The 19,981-nt window shown below is 59.3% G+C and carries 12 protein-coding genes and 3 pseudogenes; all 15 read left to right on the top strand.

Annotated features, from left to right (window positions below):
* Nucleotides 1–92 precede the first annotated feature (92 nt).
* Complete coding sequence (locus ACSFE6_RS01485; RefSeq protein WP_435426025.1) at nucleotides 93–818, top strand: methyl-accepting chemotaxis protein; 726 nt, start codon at nucleotides 93–95, stop codon at nucleotides 816–818.
* 672 nt (nucleotides 819–1,490) lie between these two features.
* Nucleotides 1,491–1,799 (top strand): annotated as a pseudogene (locus tag ACSFE6_RS01480) (transposase); the annotation flags it as partial.
* A gap of 75 nt (nucleotides 1,800–1,874) precedes the next feature.
* A pseudogene (locus ACSFE6_RS01475) lies at nucleotides 1,875–2,645 on the top strand (MCP four helix bundle domain-containing protein); the annotation flags it as partial.
* A complete protein-coding gene (locus ACSFE6_RS01470) occupies nucleotides 2,637–3,500 on the top strand; it encodes a methyl-accepting chemotaxis protein (RefSeq protein ID WP_435426024.1) in 864 nt (287 codons plus the stop codon). The pseudogene ACSFE6_RS01475 and the gene ACSFE6_RS01470, both read left to right, overlap by 9 nt.
* A 261-nt stretch (nucleotides 3,501–3,761) precedes the next feature.
* Nucleotides 3,762–4,425, top strand: a pseudogene (locus ACSFE6_RS01465) (IS5 family transposase); the annotation flags it as partial.
* Between the two features lie 373 nt (nucleotides 4,426–4,798).
* A complete protein-coding gene (locus ACSFE6_RS01460; RefSeq protein WP_435425960.1) occupies nucleotides 4,799–6,343 on the top strand; it encodes a BcsE family c-di-GMP-binding protein in 1,545 nt (514 codons plus the stop codon).
* The gene (bcsF, locus tag ACSFE6_RS01455; protein ID WP_435425959.1) at nucleotides 6,340–6,534 is read left to right on the top strand and encodes a cellulose biosynthesis protein BcsF; all 195 of its coding nucleotides are present in this window, start codon (nucleotides 6,340–6,342) and stop codon (nucleotides 6,532–6,534) included. The genes ACSFE6_RS01460 and bcsF overlap by 4 nt, the downstream gene beginning before the upstream one ends.
* Entirely contained in the window at nucleotides 6,527–8,137 is a 1,611-nt protein-coding gene (gene bcsG, locus ACSFE6_RS01450) for a cellulose biosynthesis protein BcsG (protein WP_435425958.1), read from the top strand. The genes bcsF and bcsG overlap by 8 nt, the downstream gene beginning before the upstream one ends.
* A complete protein-coding gene (gene bcsR, locus ACSFE6_RS01445; protein WP_435425957.1) occupies nucleotides 8,107–8,358 on the top strand; it encodes a cellulose biosynthesis protein BcsR in 252 nt (83 codons plus the stop codon). The genes bcsG and bcsR overlap by 31 nt, the downstream gene beginning before the upstream one ends.
* Nucleotides 8,355–9,077, top strand: coding sequence for a cellulose biosynthesis protein BcsQ (bcsQ, locus tag ACSFE6_RS01440; protein ID WP_435425956.1), 723 nt, complete (start codon nucleotides 8,355–8,357; stop codon nucleotides 9,075–9,077). The genes bcsR and bcsQ overlap by 4 nt, the downstream gene beginning before the upstream one ends.
* Nucleotides 9,074–11,665 carry a UDP-forming cellulose synthase catalytic subunit gene (gene bcsA / locus ACSFE6_RS01435; RefSeq protein WP_435425955.1) on the top strand — a complete coding sequence of 864 codons (2,592 nt, stop codon included), beginning with the start codon at nucleotides 9,074–9,076 and terminating at the stop codon, nucleotides 11,663–11,665. The genes bcsQ and bcsA overlap by 4 nt, the downstream gene beginning before the upstream one ends.
* On the top strand, nucleotides 11,662–13,932 hold the full coding sequence (bcsB, locus tag ACSFE6_RS01430; protein WP_435425954.1) for a cellulose biosynthesis cyclic di-GMP-binding regulatory protein BcsB: 2,271 nt from the start codon (nucleotides 11,662–11,664) through the stop codon (nucleotides 13,930–13,932). The genes bcsA and bcsB overlap by 4 nt, the downstream gene beginning before the upstream one ends.
* Nucleotides 13,933–13,937: 5 nt before the next feature.
* Nucleotides 13,938–15,047 (top strand): cellulose synthase complex periplasmic endoglucanase BcsZ, encoded by a 1,110-nt coding sequence (bcsZ, locus tag ACSFE6_RS01425; RefSeq protein ID WP_435425953.1) that lies wholly within the window; start codon nucleotides 13,938–13,940, stop codon nucleotides 15,045–15,047.
* Nucleotides 15,035–17,890, top strand: a complete 2,856-nt coding sequence (locus ACSFE6_RS01420; protein ID WP_435425952.1) for a cellulose synthase subunit BcsC-related outer membrane protein — start codon at nucleotides 15,035–15,037, stop codon at nucleotides 17,888–17,890. Before bcsZ ends, ACSFE6_RS01420 begins: the two co-directional genes overlap by 13 nt.
* A 65-nt stretch (nucleotides 17,891–17,955) precedes the next feature.
* Entirely contained in the window at nucleotides 17,956–19,875 is a 1,920-nt protein-coding gene (locus ACSFE6_RS01415) for a diguanylate cyclase domain-containing protein (RefSeq protein ID WP_435425951.1), read from the top strand.
* Nucleotides 19,876–19,981 lie beyond the last annotated feature (106 nt).

Here is a 19,981-nt window from a genome sequence, read left to right as displayed (position 1 = left end):
GTACGATTCTGCTGCAAGTGTCCACCTTGTTAGGGGATACAACCAAAGCAGTGGCGGAGCGGGCAACGTCGCAGCATACAGCCACGGAAGAAATGGCCAGTGGTATCACTTCGTTGGCGCAATCGGTTACCGAAATGTCCCAGCAAGCTGAAGATGTGGAACAACTGGCACGCAGTGCGGAGATGTTAACTAGCAATATCTCGGATGACATGGCAAGAACGCTCGCTGACATTACCCGCATCGATAAAACCATGGACGCTGTCGCTGAGACAGTGGGTGCTCTTGAGGGGCGATCTCAGGATATTGCCGGCATCATTGCGGTCATTCGCAGCATTGCGGATCAGACCAATTTGCTGGCCTTGAATGCCGCGATTGAGGCCGCACGAGCGGGTGAGCAAGGGAGGGGGTTTGCGGTAGTCGCAGATGAAGTTCGGCAACTGGCCGAGCGCACCAGTCGCTCGACCGGAGAAATTGGAGGAATGATTAGTGCAATCGGATCAGATGTGCAGAGCACGGTGAGCAACGTTCAGCAGGCGGGGAGCGCCGTCAGGGAGGGAGTGGCTCAGTTGAAGGCCTCGGTCGCTGGGGTTGATCAGATTCGTCAACACGCGCAGCACATTCTGTTGCGCATCAGCGAGGTGGCCCGTCAGACCCAGAGCCAAGCCGCGACGGGTGAGCAAATTTCTGTGGCCATTCAAGGTGTGAGCAGGATTTCTGAACAGAACGATTTAGCTATCCAGAGTCTGGTCGAGCAATCCGCTCAGCTACGCAATCAGGCAGGGGAGTTGACGCAGCAACTGACACATTTCAAAGATTAAGCAATGCTGTGCTTTTGATCGAGCGAGTACCGTGCCTAGTCCGCTCCACGTAGACGGAGCACCAGGCGCGTGGCTTGCTACTGACCAAGTGCGCCTCAGTCCTTCTTGCTCGATTGTTGCTCATCGATACGGTTGCTTCGTGCCCTGTTGTTCCGAGTTGATGAGCAGTTTCGTCCTACCCATCGGGGTCGTGTCTTTCGAATGCACATCATTCCTCGCCATCCTAGCGAGGAATGATGTGCATTTTAATTTTATAATCCATTAACCCTGCCGGCGGTTAGAGCATCGCTTTATGCAGTATGGTGTCATAGGGCAATGCTTACCTGGCTCCTCTCATGGGCCTATCCATAAATCGGCATAGCCCGATGGCTTGTCATAGTGAGTGAGCAGCATCATGCGTAGTTAATAGCATATGCTTTCTTTTTTAACGCAAGGCTGACGGCATCTCTTAGTAGACCTGGTCATCGGATGGAGAGTCCGCATTGAGAACCCTAACCCCAACAGTAGTTGCGATGGCTGTCCTGTTTCACGCTGCTCTAGGGAAACTCTGAATAAGACTTCCTGATTTTGGCAAGACACAGACTCCACCCGCAGAACTTTCCGATGAAGCAAATGACTTTGGCCGATGCCGAGTACGCTGGTAAACGCAAGCAGACCCGTAAAGAGTAGTTCCTGATCGAGAGGGAGCGGGTGGTGCCGTGGAAGAGTTTGATTACATTGATCGAACGGCGCTACCCGAGGGGTGATGGTGGTCGTCCGGCCTATCCACTGATGGCGATGCTAAGTGTCCATCTGATGCAAAACTGGTTCGGCTGCAGCGATCCAACGATGGAAGAGGCACTGTACGAGACTACTATTCTGCACCAGTTTGCTGGGCTGAGCCTGGAGCGCGTTCCCGACGAAACCACGATCCTCAACTTCGGTCGCCTGCTGGAAAAGCACGAGCTGGCGGCAGCGATTCTGGGCGTGATGAATGGCTATAGTTCTATGACGTTCAGTCGACAGCGTGGAATGACAGCTACGAAGTACCGATAGTTTTTATTAAGAGAGTAAAAAATGAACGTCAGGACAATGAACCTCGCTCCAAGGGCTGCGGTATTTTTCTCACTCATTATCCTGGTGGTTTTTGCACTGGGCATTGTCGCTGTGCTGCAAATGGGCAAGCTCCGAGAGTCCGAACAAGATGTAGAAAACAATTGGATGGCGGGTGTTCGTGAGATCGGTAAGATGAAGGCGGGTACCTTGCGGCTGCGTTTGGAAAGTATCCGCATTACTTTGACAACCGATGAGCAGAAACGGCAAACCCAAATCGCTGCCTTAAGTGGCTATCGAAACGCTCTCCAGAGCACCCTCACCAATTACGTTCCTTTGATCTCGGGGCCGGCGGAGCGGGAGCTGTACCAGGCGGTCGCAACCGATGCGCAGGAGTACTTCAAACTGCTGGATGAGTTGGTGTCGCTGCTGCGAAGCGGTGATAATGCCGCTGTAATCCCTTTGATCAATACCCGCATCCCCCCTATGGCCGACTCCCTGCAGGAGAAGATGGACAAACTCTCGGACTTCAACGACGAGGGGGCCAAGCGTGCGGGGATCAATGTCTCGTCTGTCTACGGCAGTGGCGTGACGCTAGTGATTGCCCTGCTGGCGGTTACCGTGCTGCTCACCGTCGTGCTGGCCACCGTGCTGACCCGCAGCATCACTTCGCCGATCAGTGATGCTCTGGCAGTGGCTGAACGCATCGCCGGCAGTGACTTGTCCAGGGACATTGGGGCCACTGGCCGCGATGAAGCCGGTCGCCTGTTGGCAGCACTGTCGAAGATGCAGGCGAATTTGCGGGAAACCATCGCCCACATCGCCGACTCCTCTACCCAATTGGCTTCGGCCTCGGAAGAAATGATGGCGGTGACGGAAGACGCCAGTCGCGGGCTGGTGCGGCAGAACGACGAGGTCAATCAGGCGGCCACGGCGGTGACTGAAATGAGCGCAGCAGTGGACGAGGTCGCACGCAATGCCGAAGCCGCCGCGCAATCTTCCCGCGAGTCCATGGAGTTCACCCGCTCCGGTATCGAGAACGTGGCGCAGACCTTGAAAGCCATCGAAGGCCTGGCCGGCAACGTGTCCAGCACCGGTGAGCAGGTCAAGGCCTTGTCCGGCAGGGCGCAGGACATCAGCAAAGTGGTTGAAGTGATTCGGGCCATTGCCGAGCAAACCAACCTGCTGGCACTGAACGCGGCTATCGAAGCCGCGCGCGCCGGCGAACAAGGACGCGGGTTCGCGGTGGTGGCCGATGAAGTACGGGCACTGGCCCACCGAACCCAGCAGTCGACCCAGGAAATCGAGCAGATGATCACGGCGATTCAGGCGGACTCGACCCAAGCGGTGAGCGCGATGAACATCAGTACGGAGATGGCCAACAACTCGATCTCAGTGGCGCAGAATGCGGATGTTTCGCTCAAGCAGATTGCTCAGGCCATTACCCAGATCAACGAGCGCAATCTGCTGATCGCCACCGCCTCTGAAGAGCAGGCCCAAGTGGCCCGTGAGGCCGACCAGAACCTGGCCAGCATTCGCGAGCTGTCCATCCAGAGCTCGGCGGGCGCCAGCCAGACCGCCAGTGCATGCGGTGAGATGGCCAATCTGGCGACTGAGCTGAATCGCTTGGTTGCGCGTTTCAAGGTTTAACAGCCGCTTCAGTCTGGCCTGCGGCCGCCCGACGTTAATCATTCTGACGTCGGTCGGGCCGCTGGCCTGTATTCGATCAATGCTCAAGACCGTGCAAATCTTGAGCGGTTATTGCCCTTGCCCTTTCCGCCACTGAATAACCTCCAACATCGGACAACTCTCCCCAGGTGGCAGTAGCTGGCCCCACTCTGAAAAAGACTCCCACCTCTGGTGAAATACCCCTTCTCACGCGAATCGAACGGTTGAGCCCCGATGCAATAGATGTCCTTCGCCGATGCCGAGTACGCCGGCAAACGTAAGCAGACCCGCCGCGAGCGCTTACTGATCGAGATGGATCAGGTGGTGCCCTGGAAGGGCCTGATTACCTTGATCGAGCCACACTATCCGAAGGGCGAAGGTGGCCGTCCGGCGTATCCGTTGATGGCTATGTTGCGGGTTCATCTGATACAGAACTGGTTCGGTTACAGCGATCCGGCGATGGAAGAATCACTGTATGAAACGACGATTCTGCGCCAGTTCGCGGGGTTGAGTCTGGATCGGATTCCCGATGAAACGACGATCCTCAACTTCCGGCGTTTGCTGGAAAAACATGAGTTGGCGGGCGGGATTTTGCAGGTCATCAATGGCTATCTGGGGGATCGTGGTTTGATGCTGCGCAAAGGCACGGTGGTCGATGCGACGATCATTCATGCACCGAGTTCGACCAAGAACAAGGACGGCAAACGCGATCCCAAAATGCATCAGACGAAGAAAGGAAATCAATATTTCTTCGGGATGAAAGCGCACATCGGCGTCGATGCCGAGTCGGGTTTAGTCCATAGCCTGGTGGGCACGGCGGCCAATGTGGCGGACGTGACGCAGGTCGATCAGTTGCTGCATGGCGAGGAAACTTATGTCTGCGGCGATGCGGGTTGCCAAGGAGTAGCAGGACAAGGTATTCGGCCAATTCAGCGAGGAACAGGTCGAGCATTTCAAAGCGGTGCTCAAGGGCGTGATCAAAGGCGCTTGAGTTTGTATTGACACCGAAAGCAATGAAGCTGGGGCTGCTCTGACGACCGGAAGAGGGTAGGGCGAACCTTACTAATACAGTCAATACGCCTATTTTGAATCAGCATCTGCCGATAGCTGTCGCCTCTTATCGTCTGCATTATGCGCCATCATTTTGATACCGCTGTTGTCGAGTGTGGGATGGGATTGTGTCGTTGATTTTTTGATCCGTCCGAATGCTTGGGTGTGATGCCTGGCTTTTGGGATAGACGAGTCACTCACTCATTGCACTGGAACGGGAGAGCGCACGTTTGAGTCATGTTTCCTTGGCTATCCGGAATCTTCCGGATGAGCAGTTGTTGATGCGTCAGGGAGGACTGTACTGGGTAGCCGTCGATCAGACCCGCGATGTCGAAGCTCTCGCGCTGCAAGGCTTGATCGCATTACCTGAACAGCAGCGGGCCAGCCTGGTGTGGAGTGGTCATTATCCCGAGCAGTTGATTGGCGCGATGAGCGAGCGATCCGGGCCTGGAGAATTGTGCCTGTTCGAAGTGCCTGAGTCGGTTCTCCGCTTGGCGCTCAAGTCGCTGTCGTCCGAACTGAGGCGTGCCGGAATGGCTCCGGGCAGTCTGCTGCTTTTGATGCTGCCGGCTACTGCCTGGCAGGCTTTCGACGCGGCGCAATTGCAGCAGTGGTGCAGCGGACTTAGGCGCTGGTTGCGCGAACAGCGTTGCACGCTCCTGGTGCTGTGCTATGGACAGGCTCCTCAACTGCATGCCGAGTTGGTTCGCCTCAATGAGTATCTGTCCGGGTTGGCGCAGTTGTACCGGCGTGATGGCGGCATACGCTATCAATCTCACTTCTGGCACAACGAACAAGGCGTTTGCGGCGCACGGGAGTTCGAACTCGACCTGCAGGCCTCGGGCTTTGGCCAGGTCTGGAGCGAACAGGACAGTCCTGCACCGACACGCACCAATGATCAGCGCATCTATCTTGCCCAGCGCGTTGTGCTGGAAGACGCTGCCGGGCTATCCGAGCAGTGGCGTGTGTTCGAGAGACGTGTCGACCTGCTGCAACAAGCCACCCTGGCACGCGCCGCAAGTGTGATGGTGGCGATCGACAGTGACCAGCAGGTGGAAGCGTTGGCGCGCGAGCTGTATGCGTTGCGCGAGCGTTGCGGTACGGCGCTGAAAATCATCGTGCGGGAAATGGAGCCCTGCCTGCGCTATCGCGACGAGCGCCTATTGATGGCCTGTGGGGTGAACATCATCGTGCCCTTTGGCAACGCGTTGTCCCGGTTCTTCAGCTTGGTCGACAGTGTGCAGGACCAAGTCTGGCGCCGCAGGCAGTCGAGCGCTGACCTTGAGTCGCTTCTTAAACGCCTGCGGGCCCCGACGACGCGCGGCCTGTTGGCTCCCAGGGAGTTCCTGTCGGAGCTGGAGCAGATTTATGGCGGCGCTTCTGGCGAAGTCGAGCACCAACTGCTGCGGTTGCAGCCGCGCACCACGTTAACAATCGAACAGTGCCTGCACCAGGTCAGTCTACGTCGATTCGGCGATATCGCCAGTGTGGTGGATGGTGTGTTCTACCTTTTTCTGTTCGCTTGCCGTAGCGATGGCCTCGAGGCGGCGCTGAGCAATATCTGTCGCTTGTCGTGGCGCAATCTGTTTAGTGATTGCCAGCCCCTTGTCGAGCTGGACAACTTGCCGCGTGCTGCATTGCGTGAAGCAACGAGCCTGCCGGATACGTTGCGCCTGGCCCCGGATCGAACCGAGACGGCGACGCGGGCACAAGTCGAAACGAGTGCCCATATGCCGCGACGAACCACTTTGGCGATCACGGACTACTGCGAATGAGCTATTACGAATTACTTCAGGTCATTGCTTCAAGCAGCTTGCTGACACTGGCGTTGTTCCTGCTGCTGCGTGGTTTTTGGCGCCAGGGGCGAGCCTGGCTTCAGGGCCTCTTGCCGCCCCGTTACTTGAAGCCTCACCGTATGCCTCGGAGCACTTCGCCGCACCTGCCCCCGAGTGCGCCTCATGAGTAAGTTCGAGCCGCTGAACCTTGCAAGCTCGACGCGAGCCCGGCCCGGCCTGGGTTACTGGAACCTGTATTTCATACTCAAGTTCGCATTACAGTGGGGCGGCTATCTGAACATTCAGGTGCTACCCAATCTGCTGTTCGCGGCTTTTTTGCTGATGCCGTTGAGCAACCGTTTCGCCGCAATCGTGCGTCGGTTGATCGCCGTGCTGGTGGCGGTGGCGCTGCTTTACCGAGACACCTGGCTGCCGCCGTTGAGTCATTGGATGGATTGGCCTTCGGTGGCGGATCTTTCCTCTGGATACCTCTTGGCTTTGGCCGAAAGCGTGGTCGACTGGAACCTCTGTGGCTGGCTGCTGGTGTTGGTGGGGGCGTATCTGTTTGTCCAGCCTTGGCTGCGCATGACCACGCTGACCTTGGCTGGCCTGGCCTGGTTGAGCTGTATCAACCTGCTGACGCTGTACCCAAACCATGAGTCGAGCCCTGCCGCGCCGCGGGATACGGTCCTCCCTGCAAACGCGGCCGTCGACAGTTACTTGCAGCAGTTCTACGGCGCGGAGGCTGACCGACGGGTGGCATTCGAGCCTTCGACTTCTGCTGCTCAACCCTTTGATCTGTTGCTGATTAACATCGATTCCATAGCCTGGGACGATCTGGATTTCATTGGTTTGCGCGACCACCCATTGTTGCGGCAAATGGATGTACTGTTTGACCACTTCAACTCGGCCGCTTCCGATCGGGTACCCGCCACGCTTCGGCTGTTGCGTGCCGGATGCGGCCAAGCGCCTCGCCAACAGTTGTATGCCCCCGCCGCTGAGTCTTGCCTACTGTTCGATGAGCTGGGTAGGCAGGGTTTCGTCGGCGAAACCCTGCTCAACCATACAGGACAGTTCGAGGGCTTTCTCAATGCTGTGCAAACCCTGGGGGCGCTGCCAGGCCCGGAGAGTGATGTCAGCCATTTGCGACCGATATTCTCAGGGCCGGACGGCTCACCGGTGTGGCGCGATAGTGAGGTACTGGGCGCCTGGTGGAACCACCGTCAGGAGCAGTCCGAGCCGCGCGTGGCGTTGTTCTACAACAGCTTGACCTTGCATGAGGGTAATCGGGTCGTGACGGTCGATGGCAGCCTCCGGCGCGCCGACTACAAACCACGGGCCCTCGCCCTGCTCGACGACTTGGGCGTTTTTATCGAACAACTGCAGCTTAGCGGCCGTCGCGTGATCGTGGTGCTGGTTTCGGATCACGGCGCGGCCCTGCGCGGCGACCGCATGCAGTTCCCCGGCATGCGGGAAATACCCAGCCCGTCAATTACCCAGGTGCCGGTCGGCATCAAGTTGATCGGCATGGGGCGTAATTCACGCTCAACGCCTTTGCAAATCAGCGAGCCGAGCAGCTACTTGGCCTTGGCGCAAATCATCGAACGCCTGTATACCGCGCCACCCCAGGCCGAGGGGCAGCAGCCGGACTGGCAACCTGTGCTGGCGGGGTTGGCACAAACCTCAATGGTGTCCGAGAGCGAAGGCAGCACTGTGCTGGACTACGCCTCCACGCCTTATGTACGGATAAAGGAGAAAGACGCATGGCTTCCTTACCGGCCGATGTCCAAATGAGTGCCAGGTTGCTGTCGCGCAAAGAGCGGACCGATGATATCGCTCGATTGAAGGCCGAGTTGCAATTACCCGCCCTGAAATACGTCGACGTCTCGCTCCAAAAAGAGTTGCGGCGTGCTTTGCAGCGCTGGCCCCTGCTCGCCGAGTTCGAGCAGGCGCAACGGGCACCTGAGGCGCGGGTCTCGCTGGCGCGCCACGGCGAACCGCAGGTGACCACGTGATCTCTCTGGGGTTGTACGGACTACGTGGCGGCGCTGGCACCACTTCGTTACTGGCGGCGCTTGGTTACGCCCTGCACACCCTTGAACAGCGCGTGCTGCTGGTGGACATGTGCCCGGACAACTTGCTGCGCCTGCATTTCAACCTGGCCGTCACGGAAAAGGGCGGTTGGGCGCGGGCCTTGCTCGATGGTCACGACTGGAAGGCTCAGTCCTGGAGTGTTGCGCCGAACCTGAGTCTGCTGCCTTATGGTCGACTCACCAGGGACGATCAGGCGCGCTTGGAGCATGCGTTGCGCCTCCAGTCCGGACTCTGGGCCCGGCGCACAAGCGCTCTGGCCGAGCACTTCGATTGGATACTGTTCGATTTGCCACAACGCCTGCCCAGGCAGGACAGCGCTGCGTTCTGCCAGCTGCAGATTCAGGTGCTCGAAGCCGATGCAGCCTGTCACGTGCTTCTGCAACAACAGGAGGAGATGGCGGACTATCTGTTGCTCAATCGTTTTGACCCGGCGAGCCAGGTCCAACGCGATCTGATGTTGATCTGGCGTCAACACTACGATGTGCGGCTGCTGTCGCTGACCGTGCACAGTGACGAAGCGATGCGCGAAGCGCTGGCCTGCAAACAGCCCGTGGGCCGTTATGCGCCGGGCAGCCTGGTGGCCCAGGACGTGCTCAGCCTCGCAATATGGTGTCAAGCCCGAGAGGGAGTGGTGGCATGATCGCCCGTTGGTTCCCCTACCGGCATTTGCGCAATGAGTACGGATGCCAGCCGCTGGTCGCGCTGCTACTGGGCGTGTCGAGCGCCTTGGCCTGGTCGGTCTTACGCCTGGAGTCAGCCGCTTGGCGACAGTTGCTGGATCAGCGGCAGCAATGGTATCCACAGTTAGTCGACAAGACGCCGAGCCTCGGTGACCCGTTGCGTTACGTGCTGCAAAGCATCTGGTTGCTACTGATACGACCGGTCGCTCCTGAGCACCGCTCAAACTCTGCGATCTGGTGGTCGCGCGCCGCCACTTTCAATCGGGCATTGTGGAGTCGGCTGAGTTATTCGCTTGAACGACAGAGCAAGCGTATCAGTGACCACTCACGGGTCAATCAGGGGGTCCACTGGTGGAAAGGCCTGGAGCGGCACCGTCAATGGTTGCTTGGCGGTTTGCTGTTCACCCAATTGGTTCTCCTGACGCTGTTGTGCATCACCGAGCCGTTCGGTTATCTGGAGCAATTGGTCTTCGCGGTCTTGCTCTGGGGCCTGACCATGCTGGTGCGCGGTATTCCCGGACGTTTTTCGACCCTGTTAATGGTGGTGTTGTCCGCCATCGTTTCCTGTCGTTACCTGTGGTGGCGCTACACCTCGACGCTGAATTGGGACCAGCCCCTGGACCTGGCCTGTGGCTTGGCATTGCTGGCGGCAGAAACTTACTCCTGGATCGTGCTGATCTTTGGTTATATCCAGACCTGCTGGCCACTGAACCGCGAACCAGCGCAGTTGCCGGCCGATACCCGGCACTGGCCGACCGTCGACTTGCTGATTCCAACCTACAACGAGGATCTTTCGGTGGTGCGCGGTACGGTTTATGCCGCCTTGGGCATCGACTGGCCGGAGGAAAAACTGCGGATTTATCTGCTGGACGATGGCAAGCGTGAGAGCTTCCGGCAGTTCGCCGCCGAAGTCGGGGTCGGCTATATCATTCGTCCGGACAATCGCCATGCCAAGGCTGGCAACCTCAACCACGCCTTGGGCCGAATAGGAGGCGAACTGGTCGCGCTATTCGATTGCGACCATATGCCGGTTCGCTCGTTCCTGCAGCTGACGGTGGGCTGGTTTCTGCGCGATCCGAAACTGGCGCTGGTCCAGACGCCCCATCATTTCCTGTCTGCGGATCCTTTTGAACGCAACCTCTCGGTGTTTCGCAACAGGCCGAACGAAGGTGAACTGTTCTATGGGTTGATCCAGGATGGTAACGATATGTGGAACGCCGCGTTCTTCTGCGGTTCCTGCGCGGTGCTGCGTCGTTCGGCGCTGGATGAGATTGGTGGGTTCGCGGTGGAGACGGTGACCGAGGATGCCCATACCGCCTTGCGCCTGCATCGCGCAGGGTGGAACTCGGCCTATGTACGCATCCCCCAGGCGGCCGGCCTGGCCACGGAAAGCCTGTCAGCCCATATCGGCCAGCGCATTCGCTGGGCCCGGGGCATGGCGCAGATTTTTCGTACCGACAACCCGTTGCTGGGCAAGGGCCTGACGGTGTTCCAACGGATCTGCTACGCGAACGCGATGATGCACTTTCTCGCCGGTTTGCCGCGGCTGGTGTTCCTGAGCGCCCCCTTGGCGTTCCTGTTGCTGCATGCCTACATCATCTATGCCCCGGCGTTGATGATCCTGTTGTACGTTTTGCCGCCGATGATTCACGCCAGCCTGACCAACTCGCGCATGCAGGGCCGCTACCGGCAGACCTTTTGGGGCGAGGTTTACGAGACCGTCCTGGCCTGGTACATCGCCCGGCCCACCACGGTGGCGTTGTTCAGCCCGAACAAAGGCACCTTCAACGTCACTTCCAAGGGCGGCCTGATGGAGCATGACCGGTTCGACTGGAAAATTGCCCGGCCTTACCTGATCCTCGCGGGTCTGAATATCCTGGGGCTGGGTTTTGCCTGCTGGCGTTTGTCCACGGGGCCAGCCAATGAGGTTGGCACAGTGGTGGTGAGCTCTCTGTGGGTGATTTACAACCTGCTGATCCTCGGTGCGGCGGTAGCGGTGGCGGCCGAAGTTCGGCAGGTGCGCCAGACGCATCGAGTGCAGACCCGGTTGCCGGTGGCGGTGCGCCTGGACGGCGGCCATTCTTACCCAGGCATGCTGCTCGACTATTCCGATGGCGGTGTCGGCGTACAGATCGATGTGCCGTTGTCGCTTCCGGTCGGCGGGCACGTTTCATTGTTGATGCAGCGTGACTCGCGCGAATTCCTGTTTCCCGGTCTGGTCAGCCGTAGCCACAAGCAATTCGTCGGTATCAACTTCGCCCACCTGTCGACCCCACAGAAAATCGATTTTGTGCAGTGCACCTTTGCCCGCGCCGATGCCTGGTTGAATTGGGGGGAGAACTATGTCCCGGACAGGCCTCTGCACAGCCTGATCGATATTTTCAAACTTGGCGCTAAGGGTTACTTCCAACTCTATCAATACCTGCCTTTGTGGTTCCGCCGTGTGGCGGGACCGCCATTGCAGCTGGTGGGCTGGCTGTTGAGTTACCTGCCGCGGATGCCGTCCTCATTTTTTTCGTCCTCTTCTCGGTCTGTGAGCCCATCATGATTCGCTATTTCAGTAAATCCCTGGTTGCCGGCCTGGCGCTCCTGACCCTTGACGGCACCCAGGCTCAAGGCCTCGCAACGCCGCCGCTAGACCCGGTCCCAAGCTGGAGCAATACCTACAACTTCGGGCAGTTTGGCCACGCCGCCGATAACCTGTTGCTGGGTATTCACGACAGCGAGCAGATCGAATTCTCCTTGCGCCGCGACCGCATCGCCAGCGATGCCAGGCTGCGGTTGGAGTACACACCGTCCCCTGCGTTATTGCCGGTGCTGTCACATTTGCGGGTCTATCTCAATGATGTGCTCGTGAGCGTTCTGCCCATCGAGAAGGATCAGCTGGGGCGCAAGACAGTCCGCCAGGTGGAGCTCGACCCGCGCTTGATCATCGACTTCAACCGGGTGCGCCTGGAGTTTGTCGGCCACTACACCGACGTTTGCGAAGATCCGGCCAATAGCACCTTATGGGTCAGTATCAGCCGCCGCAGTGAGATCGAACTGCATGAGCAGGCGTTGTCGCTGAAGAGCGACCTGGCCTATTTTCCGTTGCCGTTCTTCGATGCGCGGGGTCAGGACAAACCCAGTCTGAACATGGTTTTCGCGGCTTCGCCCACATTGGGCGAACAACGCGCTGCGGGCGTCCTGGCGTCTTATTTCGGCAGTAAGGCCGGTTGGCGTGGCATGCGTTTTCCGGTATTGCTCGACCGTCTGCCCGGTGCCGGTGCTGCGGCCACGCCTGCGATTGTATTTGCCACCAATGACCGCCGTCCGTCGTTCCTGGCTGACCTGAAGCAGTTTCCAAAGGTTGAAGCACCGGTGTTGCAAATTATCGACAACCCGCAGGCACCTCACAGCAAGGTGCTGCTGGTACTCGGTCGTGATGATCAGGATCTGCTCGTCGCGGCTCGTGCGCTGGCGCTGGGCGGGGATTTGTTGCGCGGTTCGCGGGTGACGGTGGACAAGGTGCAGCAACTGCAACCGCGGCAACCCTACGATGCGCCCAACTGGATTCGCACCGATCGTCCGGTTCGATTCGCCGAGTTGATCAGCTATCCCGGGCAGTTGCAGGTGAGTGGCCTGCGACCGGCGCCGATCAGCGTCGATCTCAACCTGCCGCCGGATCTGTTTGTCTGGCGCAGCCAGGGGATCCCGTTGAAGCTCAATTATCGCTATACCCCCAGTGTGGTCAACGATGAGTCACGGCTGAACATCAATCTCAATAATCAGTTCATCAGCAGCTTGCCGCTGCCAAGCAGCGACAGCTCGAAGCTGCAAGGGCTGAGGCTGGCGGTGCTGCCCAATGACCCAGCCAATCCCACCGAGAAGGTGTTTGTGCCCGCGTTGCAAATCGGCGAACGCAATAACCTGCGTTTCGACTTCAACTTTGCCAGCACTATCGGCAGCGCCCAGCGCGATCATTGCCAGACGATGCTGCCGCTGAGTAATCAGGCGGCGGTTGACGAAGCCTCGACGATCGATTTGTCCGGCTATCACCACTTCATCGCCATGCCGGATCTGAAGGCTTTTGCCCGCAGCGGCTTCCCATTCAGCCGGATGGCCGATCTGTCAGAAACGCTGGTCGTGGTACCGATACAAGGCAATGCCGTGCAGATCAGCACATTGCTCGAAGCCCTGGCAGCGATCAGCGCGCGTTCGGGGGCGCCGGCGCTGGGTCTGGAACTGTCCGCGGACTGGAGCGTCGCGGCTCGGACGGACGCCGACCTGTTGGTGTTGGGAGGGTTGGGAGCGGGTATTGGTGAGTTCGCGAATACGAACCTGATGCTCAACCAGTTCCACGATTGGTTGTTGGAGCCGTCCAGCCAGACGCTGAATGGTTCTTCAGCGCGTGCCGGGCAGCTCAACGATATCAGGGACCAGGCAGCCCATCGGGTCGAGGTCTCGGCCCAAGCGCCGATTGCTGCATTCGTCGGTCTCAAGTCGCCGTTCCATGAACAGCGCAGCATTGTCGCGCTGCTTGCCAACGATGACGCCGATTACCAACTGCTGCGAGATACCCTCGCCGACGGCGCGAAGATGGATTCCGTGGCGGGTTCAGTAGCGCTGCTGCGCAGTAGCGGCGTAGAGAGCAGACAGGTCGGCGAGCAGTACTTCGTCGGTCATCTGCCCTGGTGGTTGCTGCTCTGGTTCCAGCTCTCCGCGCACCCGGTGTTGCTGGCAATGACGGTGGTACTGATCGTGCTACTAATCGCTTTTGTGTTGTGGCGCTCGCTCAGTTGGGTCGCTCGGCGGCGGCTGATGAGCCAGGAGTGATACGGGTGAAAGCTTTCCTGGCGCTGCTGTTGACCCTGAGTGTCATTGGCCCGGCGAGCGCGGCCCAGTGCGGCTGGCCGGCCTGGGAGCGTTACAGGCAGGCGCTGGTGAACCCTGACGGACGGGTCGTCGATCCGTCCACCGAGCAACGGATCACGACGTCGGAAGGGCAGAGCTATGGCCTGTTCTTCGCGCTGCTGGCCAATGACCGGGCAAGCTTTGCCCGGTTGTTGCGCTGGACCCAGGACAATCTGGCCGGGGGTGATCTGTCCCGTCAGTTGCCGGCTTGGCAATGGGGCCGAGACAAGGAAGGGCGCTGGAAAGTACTCGACGCCAACAATGCCAGCGATGCCGACCTATGGATCGCCTACAGCCTGTTGGAAGCAGGTCGGCTATGGCGCCAACCCGCCTATGAAAAGCTCGGGCTCAATATGCTCTGGCTGAGCGCGACGCAGAGTTTGCGCAAACTGCCAGGGCTGGGCCTGATGCTGCTCCCGGGAGGGCAGGGTTTTGATGGCATCGACAGTTGGCGCCTGAATCCCAGCTACCTGCCTCCGCAATTGCTGGCGCGTTTTGCCCAGGTCGCGTTGATCTGGCGCGAGCTCGCAGACAATTCCCAGCATCTGCTGATGGAGGGCTCGCCCATGGGGCTGGCCCCCGACTGGTTACAGTGGCGAAATGGGCAGGGCTGGGCAGCCGATAGTGTCACAGGTGCCAAGGGCAGCTACGACGCGATCAGAGTCTATCTATGGCTCGGCATGCTGGCCGAGGATGCGCCCGGAAGGCGTGAACTGCTCGGCCACTTCCAACCCATGCTGGCGTTGACCACTCGTCTGGGGGGCGTGCCGGAAATACTCGACACCCGAACCGGTGCTGATACCGGCAAAGGTCCCGTGGGGTTTTCCGCGGCGCTGCTGCCCATGCTGGCCAGTGTGCCCGGCGGCGCTGAGGCGTTGATGGGGCAACGTGAACGCCTGCGTCGGGAACCGCCCGCGCCCGATGCTTATTACAACCAATCCCTGATCTTATTCGGCCAAGGCTGGGATGAGCGGCGATATCGTTTTGACAAGAACGGACGTCTGATACCGAATTGGGCGGGCGCATGCAAAAAGTAACGGGGTGGGCGTTGCTGTTGGGATGTCTGTGTGGGCCCGCGCTGGGCCAGGCCACCGACCCAATTGATCAGCAACAGCGGTTTCTGGAACAGATGCGTGTCGGCGAAGCGCTTTACCGCGAAGACCTGGTCCGTGACGCGTTGGCGCGCCTGAACCTGATCGCCCCCGACGAGCCCCAAGTGCTGGTCGCCGGGATCCGGCAGGCACTGCTGCAACATGATCAGGCGCAGGCCCAGCTATTACTGGAACGATTGCAGCGCCAGGCGTCGGGCTCCCCGGAATTGCGCCAGGCCCAGAACCTGTTGACGCTGCAAAGCGCAGATGGGCAGAAGGGCTTGCATCAGGCGCGTGAATTGGCAACGGCGGGGAAAGCGCAAGAGGCCGTCAGGGTATACCGGCAATTGTTTGGCGATGCTCCACCGGATCTTGCCAGCGCACTGGACTACTGGCGGGTACGCAGCGGCATGGCCGGGCAGCAGGCAACGGCCATCGAGCAACTGCGGGTGTTGGACCGTCAGTATCCGGGCAACATCGGACTGCGGCTGGTGCTCGCGAACCTGCTTCTGGCGCAGAAAAAAGACGCCGAGGGCCTGGCGATACTGCATCGGTTGGCGAGTGATCCGCTGGCGAGCAACGACGCCGCCGAGCAGCAATACAACTACCTGAACCGTCTGCCGATCAGTCAGAACAGCGTACGGGGCTGGCAGGACTTTCTCGCCCATTACCCGAATTCACCTCTCAAGGGCAAGGCGGCTGGACAGTTGCAGCTTCAGCAGCAGCGCTTGGCCGATCCGGCCAGGCAGGCGGCGGCCAAGCGTCGGCAGCAAGCGCCGAAAACCGTCGACCACTACTCGGTATTGTTGCGCGAGGGTGACCAGGCTCTGCGGCGCAAGGACCTGGCCAAGGCCGGCAAGGCGTACGAGCAGGCCCGCAGAATCAGGCCAAGCGATACCAGGGCGTTACAGGCACTGGTCCGTCTGTACCAGGCACAATTGCCGCACAAACTTGAAGCCTTTCTCGATACGCTGACGCCTGGCGAGCAGCGTGAATTCCAGGCGTTGCGCCAGAGTCTGGCGCTTGCGCGCTTGAAGACCCAGGCCGATGCCGCCACGCAACGGTCCGATTGGGCAAAGGTCAACAGCCTGCTGTTGAAGGCCTGGACACTTGATGCGGACGATCCCTGGTTGGCCTTTCATTTGGCCAAGGCCCAGCAGGCGCTTGGACAGGCCCGCGCGGCGGATGACACCTTCCGCCAACTGATGCAGCATCAAGCAGACAATCCCGAGGCGCATTACGCCCAGGCGTTGTATCTGAGTGCCAATGGTCGCGACAGCGAGGCTTTGGACACGTTGGCGTGGATTGCGCGACCGGCCTGGAGTCAGCCCATGCGTGACCTGGCCGAGCAATTGCAAAGTCGCCTGTTGCTGGCGCAGGCCAATGCGTTGCGCGACGGCGCCAAGTTGATGGCCAAGCAGCAACCTCAATTGGCGTTGGATCAGTACGCCCAAGCGATGGCGGCGACCGGCCTGTTGACCCCCGCCCAGGCCAGTCCCCGGGACGATCGCGCACTGACCTTGGCCAGCCGTGAGCAGGATACCGACGGCGGAATGTCGCGCAGCCTGCGCAAAGAGGTCAATGCCTTGTACCAGCAGCAGAATCCGACCCTGCATCTCTACCACGACATCGCCTGGCGCTCCGACAACACCACACCGGGTATCTCCGACTTGCTGGCCCAGACCTCAATCCTGCGGCTCGACATGCCGATCACTGAAGGCAAGGGCTTCGTCCAGGCCGAAAACGTCGACCTCGATGCCGGCCGCTTTCATACCGATGCCGACGGCCTGCATCGCGAAAGATTCGGAACCTGCGCGATCCGCCTGCGCAATCGTGCAACCGGCGCAGTGCTGTCCGACGGTTGCCAGAGCGACACCCAACGTGCCCGCGGTAACACATTGGCAATCGGTTGGCGAGATGAGCGTTGGGCGCTGGATATCGGTCATTCTGCTGAAGGCTTTCCCGTCTCGAACTGGTTGGGCGGGGTCAGCTTCGCCAGTGATTGGAATTCCCTGGGCTGGAAACTGATGGCCTCTCGGCGCCCCGTGAACGATTCACTGCTGTCCCGTGCCGGGGCTGTCGATTCCGTCAGCGGCGTCCGCTGGGGCGGCGTCACTGCCAATGGTCTGCGCCTCGATCTGAGCCATGCCACCAGCGCAGTGGATGGCGTATGGGCCAGCCTTGGCGCGCATTGGCTGCGGGGTGAGAACGTCGCTGACAACAGCCGTCGTTCGGCGATGGGCGGCTACTACTACAACCTGATCGAACGGGCCGACGAGCGTCTGAGCACTGGCCTGATGCTGATTTATTGGAGCTATGACAAGGACCTGAGCGAGTTCACCTTGGGGCAGGGCGGCTACTACAGCCCGCAGAAGTATTACTCGATGGGTGTGCCGCTCGATTACGCCTGGCGCAACGCTGACTGGTCGGTTCGACTGGAAGGCTCGCTCGGCTGGGCGTATGCAACAACCAAGGCCAGCGAACTTTACCCGCTGGAAGGCGGGGGGGGGAAATGGCTGAGCAGTATCGAACAGGCCGGTTTCTCTGCCGAGGATGTGAGCGAGGTTAAGGGCGCAGGCACCACCAGCGGTGCCAACGTGCGCCTGCGAGGTCTGGTTGAGCGCCGTCTTTCGGAGCACCTCGTGCTGGGCGGTGGATTGGCCTGGCAACACAGCGAAGACTATGCGCCGAGCCGTGCACTGCTCTACTTGCGTTACACCTTCGACCCTTGGCAAGGCAACCTGAGTTTGCCAGTCGAACCCCTATCGCCCTATGCGCAAATGCAGTGACTGGTCAGGATTTCATGCGGATCAAGACGTCGTGATCGGGAGATGGCGGCAAAGGAGATCGATAGATGGTGCGAGAAAACCCCAAAGTCGTATCCCATAAGCATTCGCTCACTACGCGCGCCTTGCGTCTTGCCATATTACGCATTGGCCTGGTATCGCTGAGCGCGGGGGCTATCTCTTACTACGTCAACTCCACCTCGATCGAGAGGGAAGTGACCGGCCAGTTACTTTTGTCCACCGAGCAATCCTTGCAACGTGAGTCCTTACCGTTTCAGGAAATCAAGGATCTGCAGCAGAACTTTCTCAAGGAGTTCAAGGAGACCCTGGCCCGTCCTGGCATGCAGGCGACGCTGGTACACAACTTTCAGCAGATTTTCTACCGCCACGAGGACGGCTCTTACACGCAGCGTCCACAGTTGTTTGAAGGCCAGCCGCTGGCCGACGGACGCCGTTTTGCGGGGATGTCGGCGACCTACGCTCCCGACATTGCGCCCAACGACGATATCCGGGCGCGATTCACCCTGTCCTATCTGTTGTCCCACAAGTACGGTTCCAGCACCAAGGGGCGGCTGTTCAATTTCTACGGCGTGGTGCCTGAAAAAGGTTTTCCTGTCTATCAGGACGCCGATATCGCCAAGGTGTTCGGCTACTCGGGACCGGATGCCCTCAAACTCGAAACCTATGAATTTTATGAGCGTGGCTTCGGTACGCCCGCAAGCGACACGCTGTTCACCCGCATGTATTGGGATTTTTCCAACAATGCCTGGATGACGACCATCGCCACGCCCGATGTGGCCGATGCGTCCGGCAAGCACCACATCCTGGCGTGTGTCGATGTGCTGCTCGATGAGTTGATGAAACGCACGGCCAAGCCCGCCATGCAGGGGGCGTACAGCACACTGTTCATCGCCGATGGGGAGGGCACGCTGATCTATCATCCTGCAGTCATGGAGCAGGTCAAAAGCAGCGCGGGCAATGCGTCCATCCGGTCCCTCAAGATGACTCAATATTATCCGTTGCTCGAAGCCGCTCCCGCGCTGGCGCCCGGTCAGGCGCGGATAATCCAGACACATGAGGACATCGTCGCGATGGGCCTCATTCCCGATACGCCCTGGGTGCTCGCTGTCCACTACCCGCGCAAACTCATGATCCCGGCAATCTTCGATAACCTGCTCATTGTGGTTGTACTTGGCTTGCTGACCCTGCTGGTGGAGATATTCATCCTGCGTTCCATTCTGCAAAAGCAGGTAGCCGCTCCGCTGTTTCGACTGATCCAGGCCACGCGACTGCTCGGTGTGGGCAAAGAGCGCTTGCCGCCTCAGCAGCTGCCGACTCAGTCCTGCGATGAGATCGGTGAACTGGCTCGCGCCTTTACTAAAATGGCTGAGCGGGTTCAGGACGCGCATGACCATTTGGAGCTCAAGGTGAAGGACCGTACCGCCGAACTGGAAAAAGCCAATCAACAATTGTACAAACTGAGCACTATCGATGGCTTGACCGGTATCGCCAATCGTCGGCATTTCGATGAAACGCTGGTCAGCGAATGGCGGCGCGGCTTGCAGGCGAGTACCGTTTTTTCGCTCATGCTGATCGATGTCGACTACTTCAAGAAATACAATGATCATTACGGGCACCAGGCTGGTGATGATTGCCTGCGAAGTGTCGCCCAGGCGCTTAAGGCTCATGTCCAGCGAGTGGGGGATTTAGCGGCACGCTACGGCGGCGAGGAGTTTGTGCTCATTACCACGATCGCCAGTTTCGACAAGGCGATGGAGCATGCGCAAATGGTTTGTCGGGCGATAGAAACAATGGCATTGCCTCATGCGATGTCGCCGTTCGGCGTAGTCACCGTGAGCATAGGTCTAGCGGTCATGGGCATTACCAAGGAAGGGGCGGCGGACGACCTGCTCAGGCACGCCGATCAGGCGCTTTACAGCGCTAAGGCGCGGGGCCGCAATCAGGTGGTGCTAGCGGATATTCAGTGAGCGTATTGCAGTTGATCCCTTGATTGAGATGCCCCACGGGACAGTGATTTTCGTGAGGACAATGTTTGCCGCTACGAGGAGTCACCGACAAGCCCTCCCTATAAGC

Origin of the sequence: Pseudomonas baetica, assembly GCF_051216495.1 — a bacterium.
Lineage (GTDB): Bacteria > Pseudomonadota > Gammaproteobacteria > Pseudomonadales > Pseudomonadaceae > Aquipseudomonas > Aquipseudomonas baetica_B.
This window is presented reverse-complemented; position numbering and strand designations above follow the sequence as displayed.

Coding starts and splice junctions, on each gene's coding strand:
- ACSFE6_RS01485 (WP_435426025.1), top strand. CDS start 93: ATGGCCAGTGGTATCACTTCGTTGGCGCAATCGGTTACCGAAATGTCC.
- ACSFE6_RS01470 (WP_435426024.1), top strand. CDS start 2,637: ATGCAGGCGAATTTGCGGGAAACCATCGCCCACATCGCCGACTCCTCT.
- bcsF (WP_435425959.1), top strand. CDS start 6,340: ATGAGCTATTACGAATTACTTCAGGTCATTGCTTCAAGCAGCTTGCTG.
- bcsG (WP_435425958.1), top strand. CDS start 6,527: ATGAGTAAGTTCGAGCCGCTGAACCTTGCAAGCTCGACGCGAGCCCGG.
- bcsR (WP_435425957.1), top strand. CDS start 8,107: ATGGCTTCCTTACCGGCCGATGTCCAAATGAGTGCCAGGTTGCTGTCG.
- bcsA (WP_435425955.1), top strand. CDS start 9,074: ATGATCGCCCGTTGGTTCCCCTACCGGCATTTGCGCAATGAGTACGGA.
- bcsB (WP_435425954.1), top strand. CDS start 11,662: ATGATTCGCTATTTCAGTAAATCCCTGGTTGCCGGCCTGGCGCTCCTG.
- ACSFE6_RS01420 (WP_435425952.1), top strand. CDS start 15,035: ATGCAAAAAGTAACGGGGTGGGCGTTGCTGTTGGGATGTCTGTGTGGG.
- ACSFE6_RS01415 (WP_435425951.1), top strand. CDS start 17,956: ATGGTGCGAGAAAACCCCAAAGTCGTATCCCATAAGCATTCGCTCACT.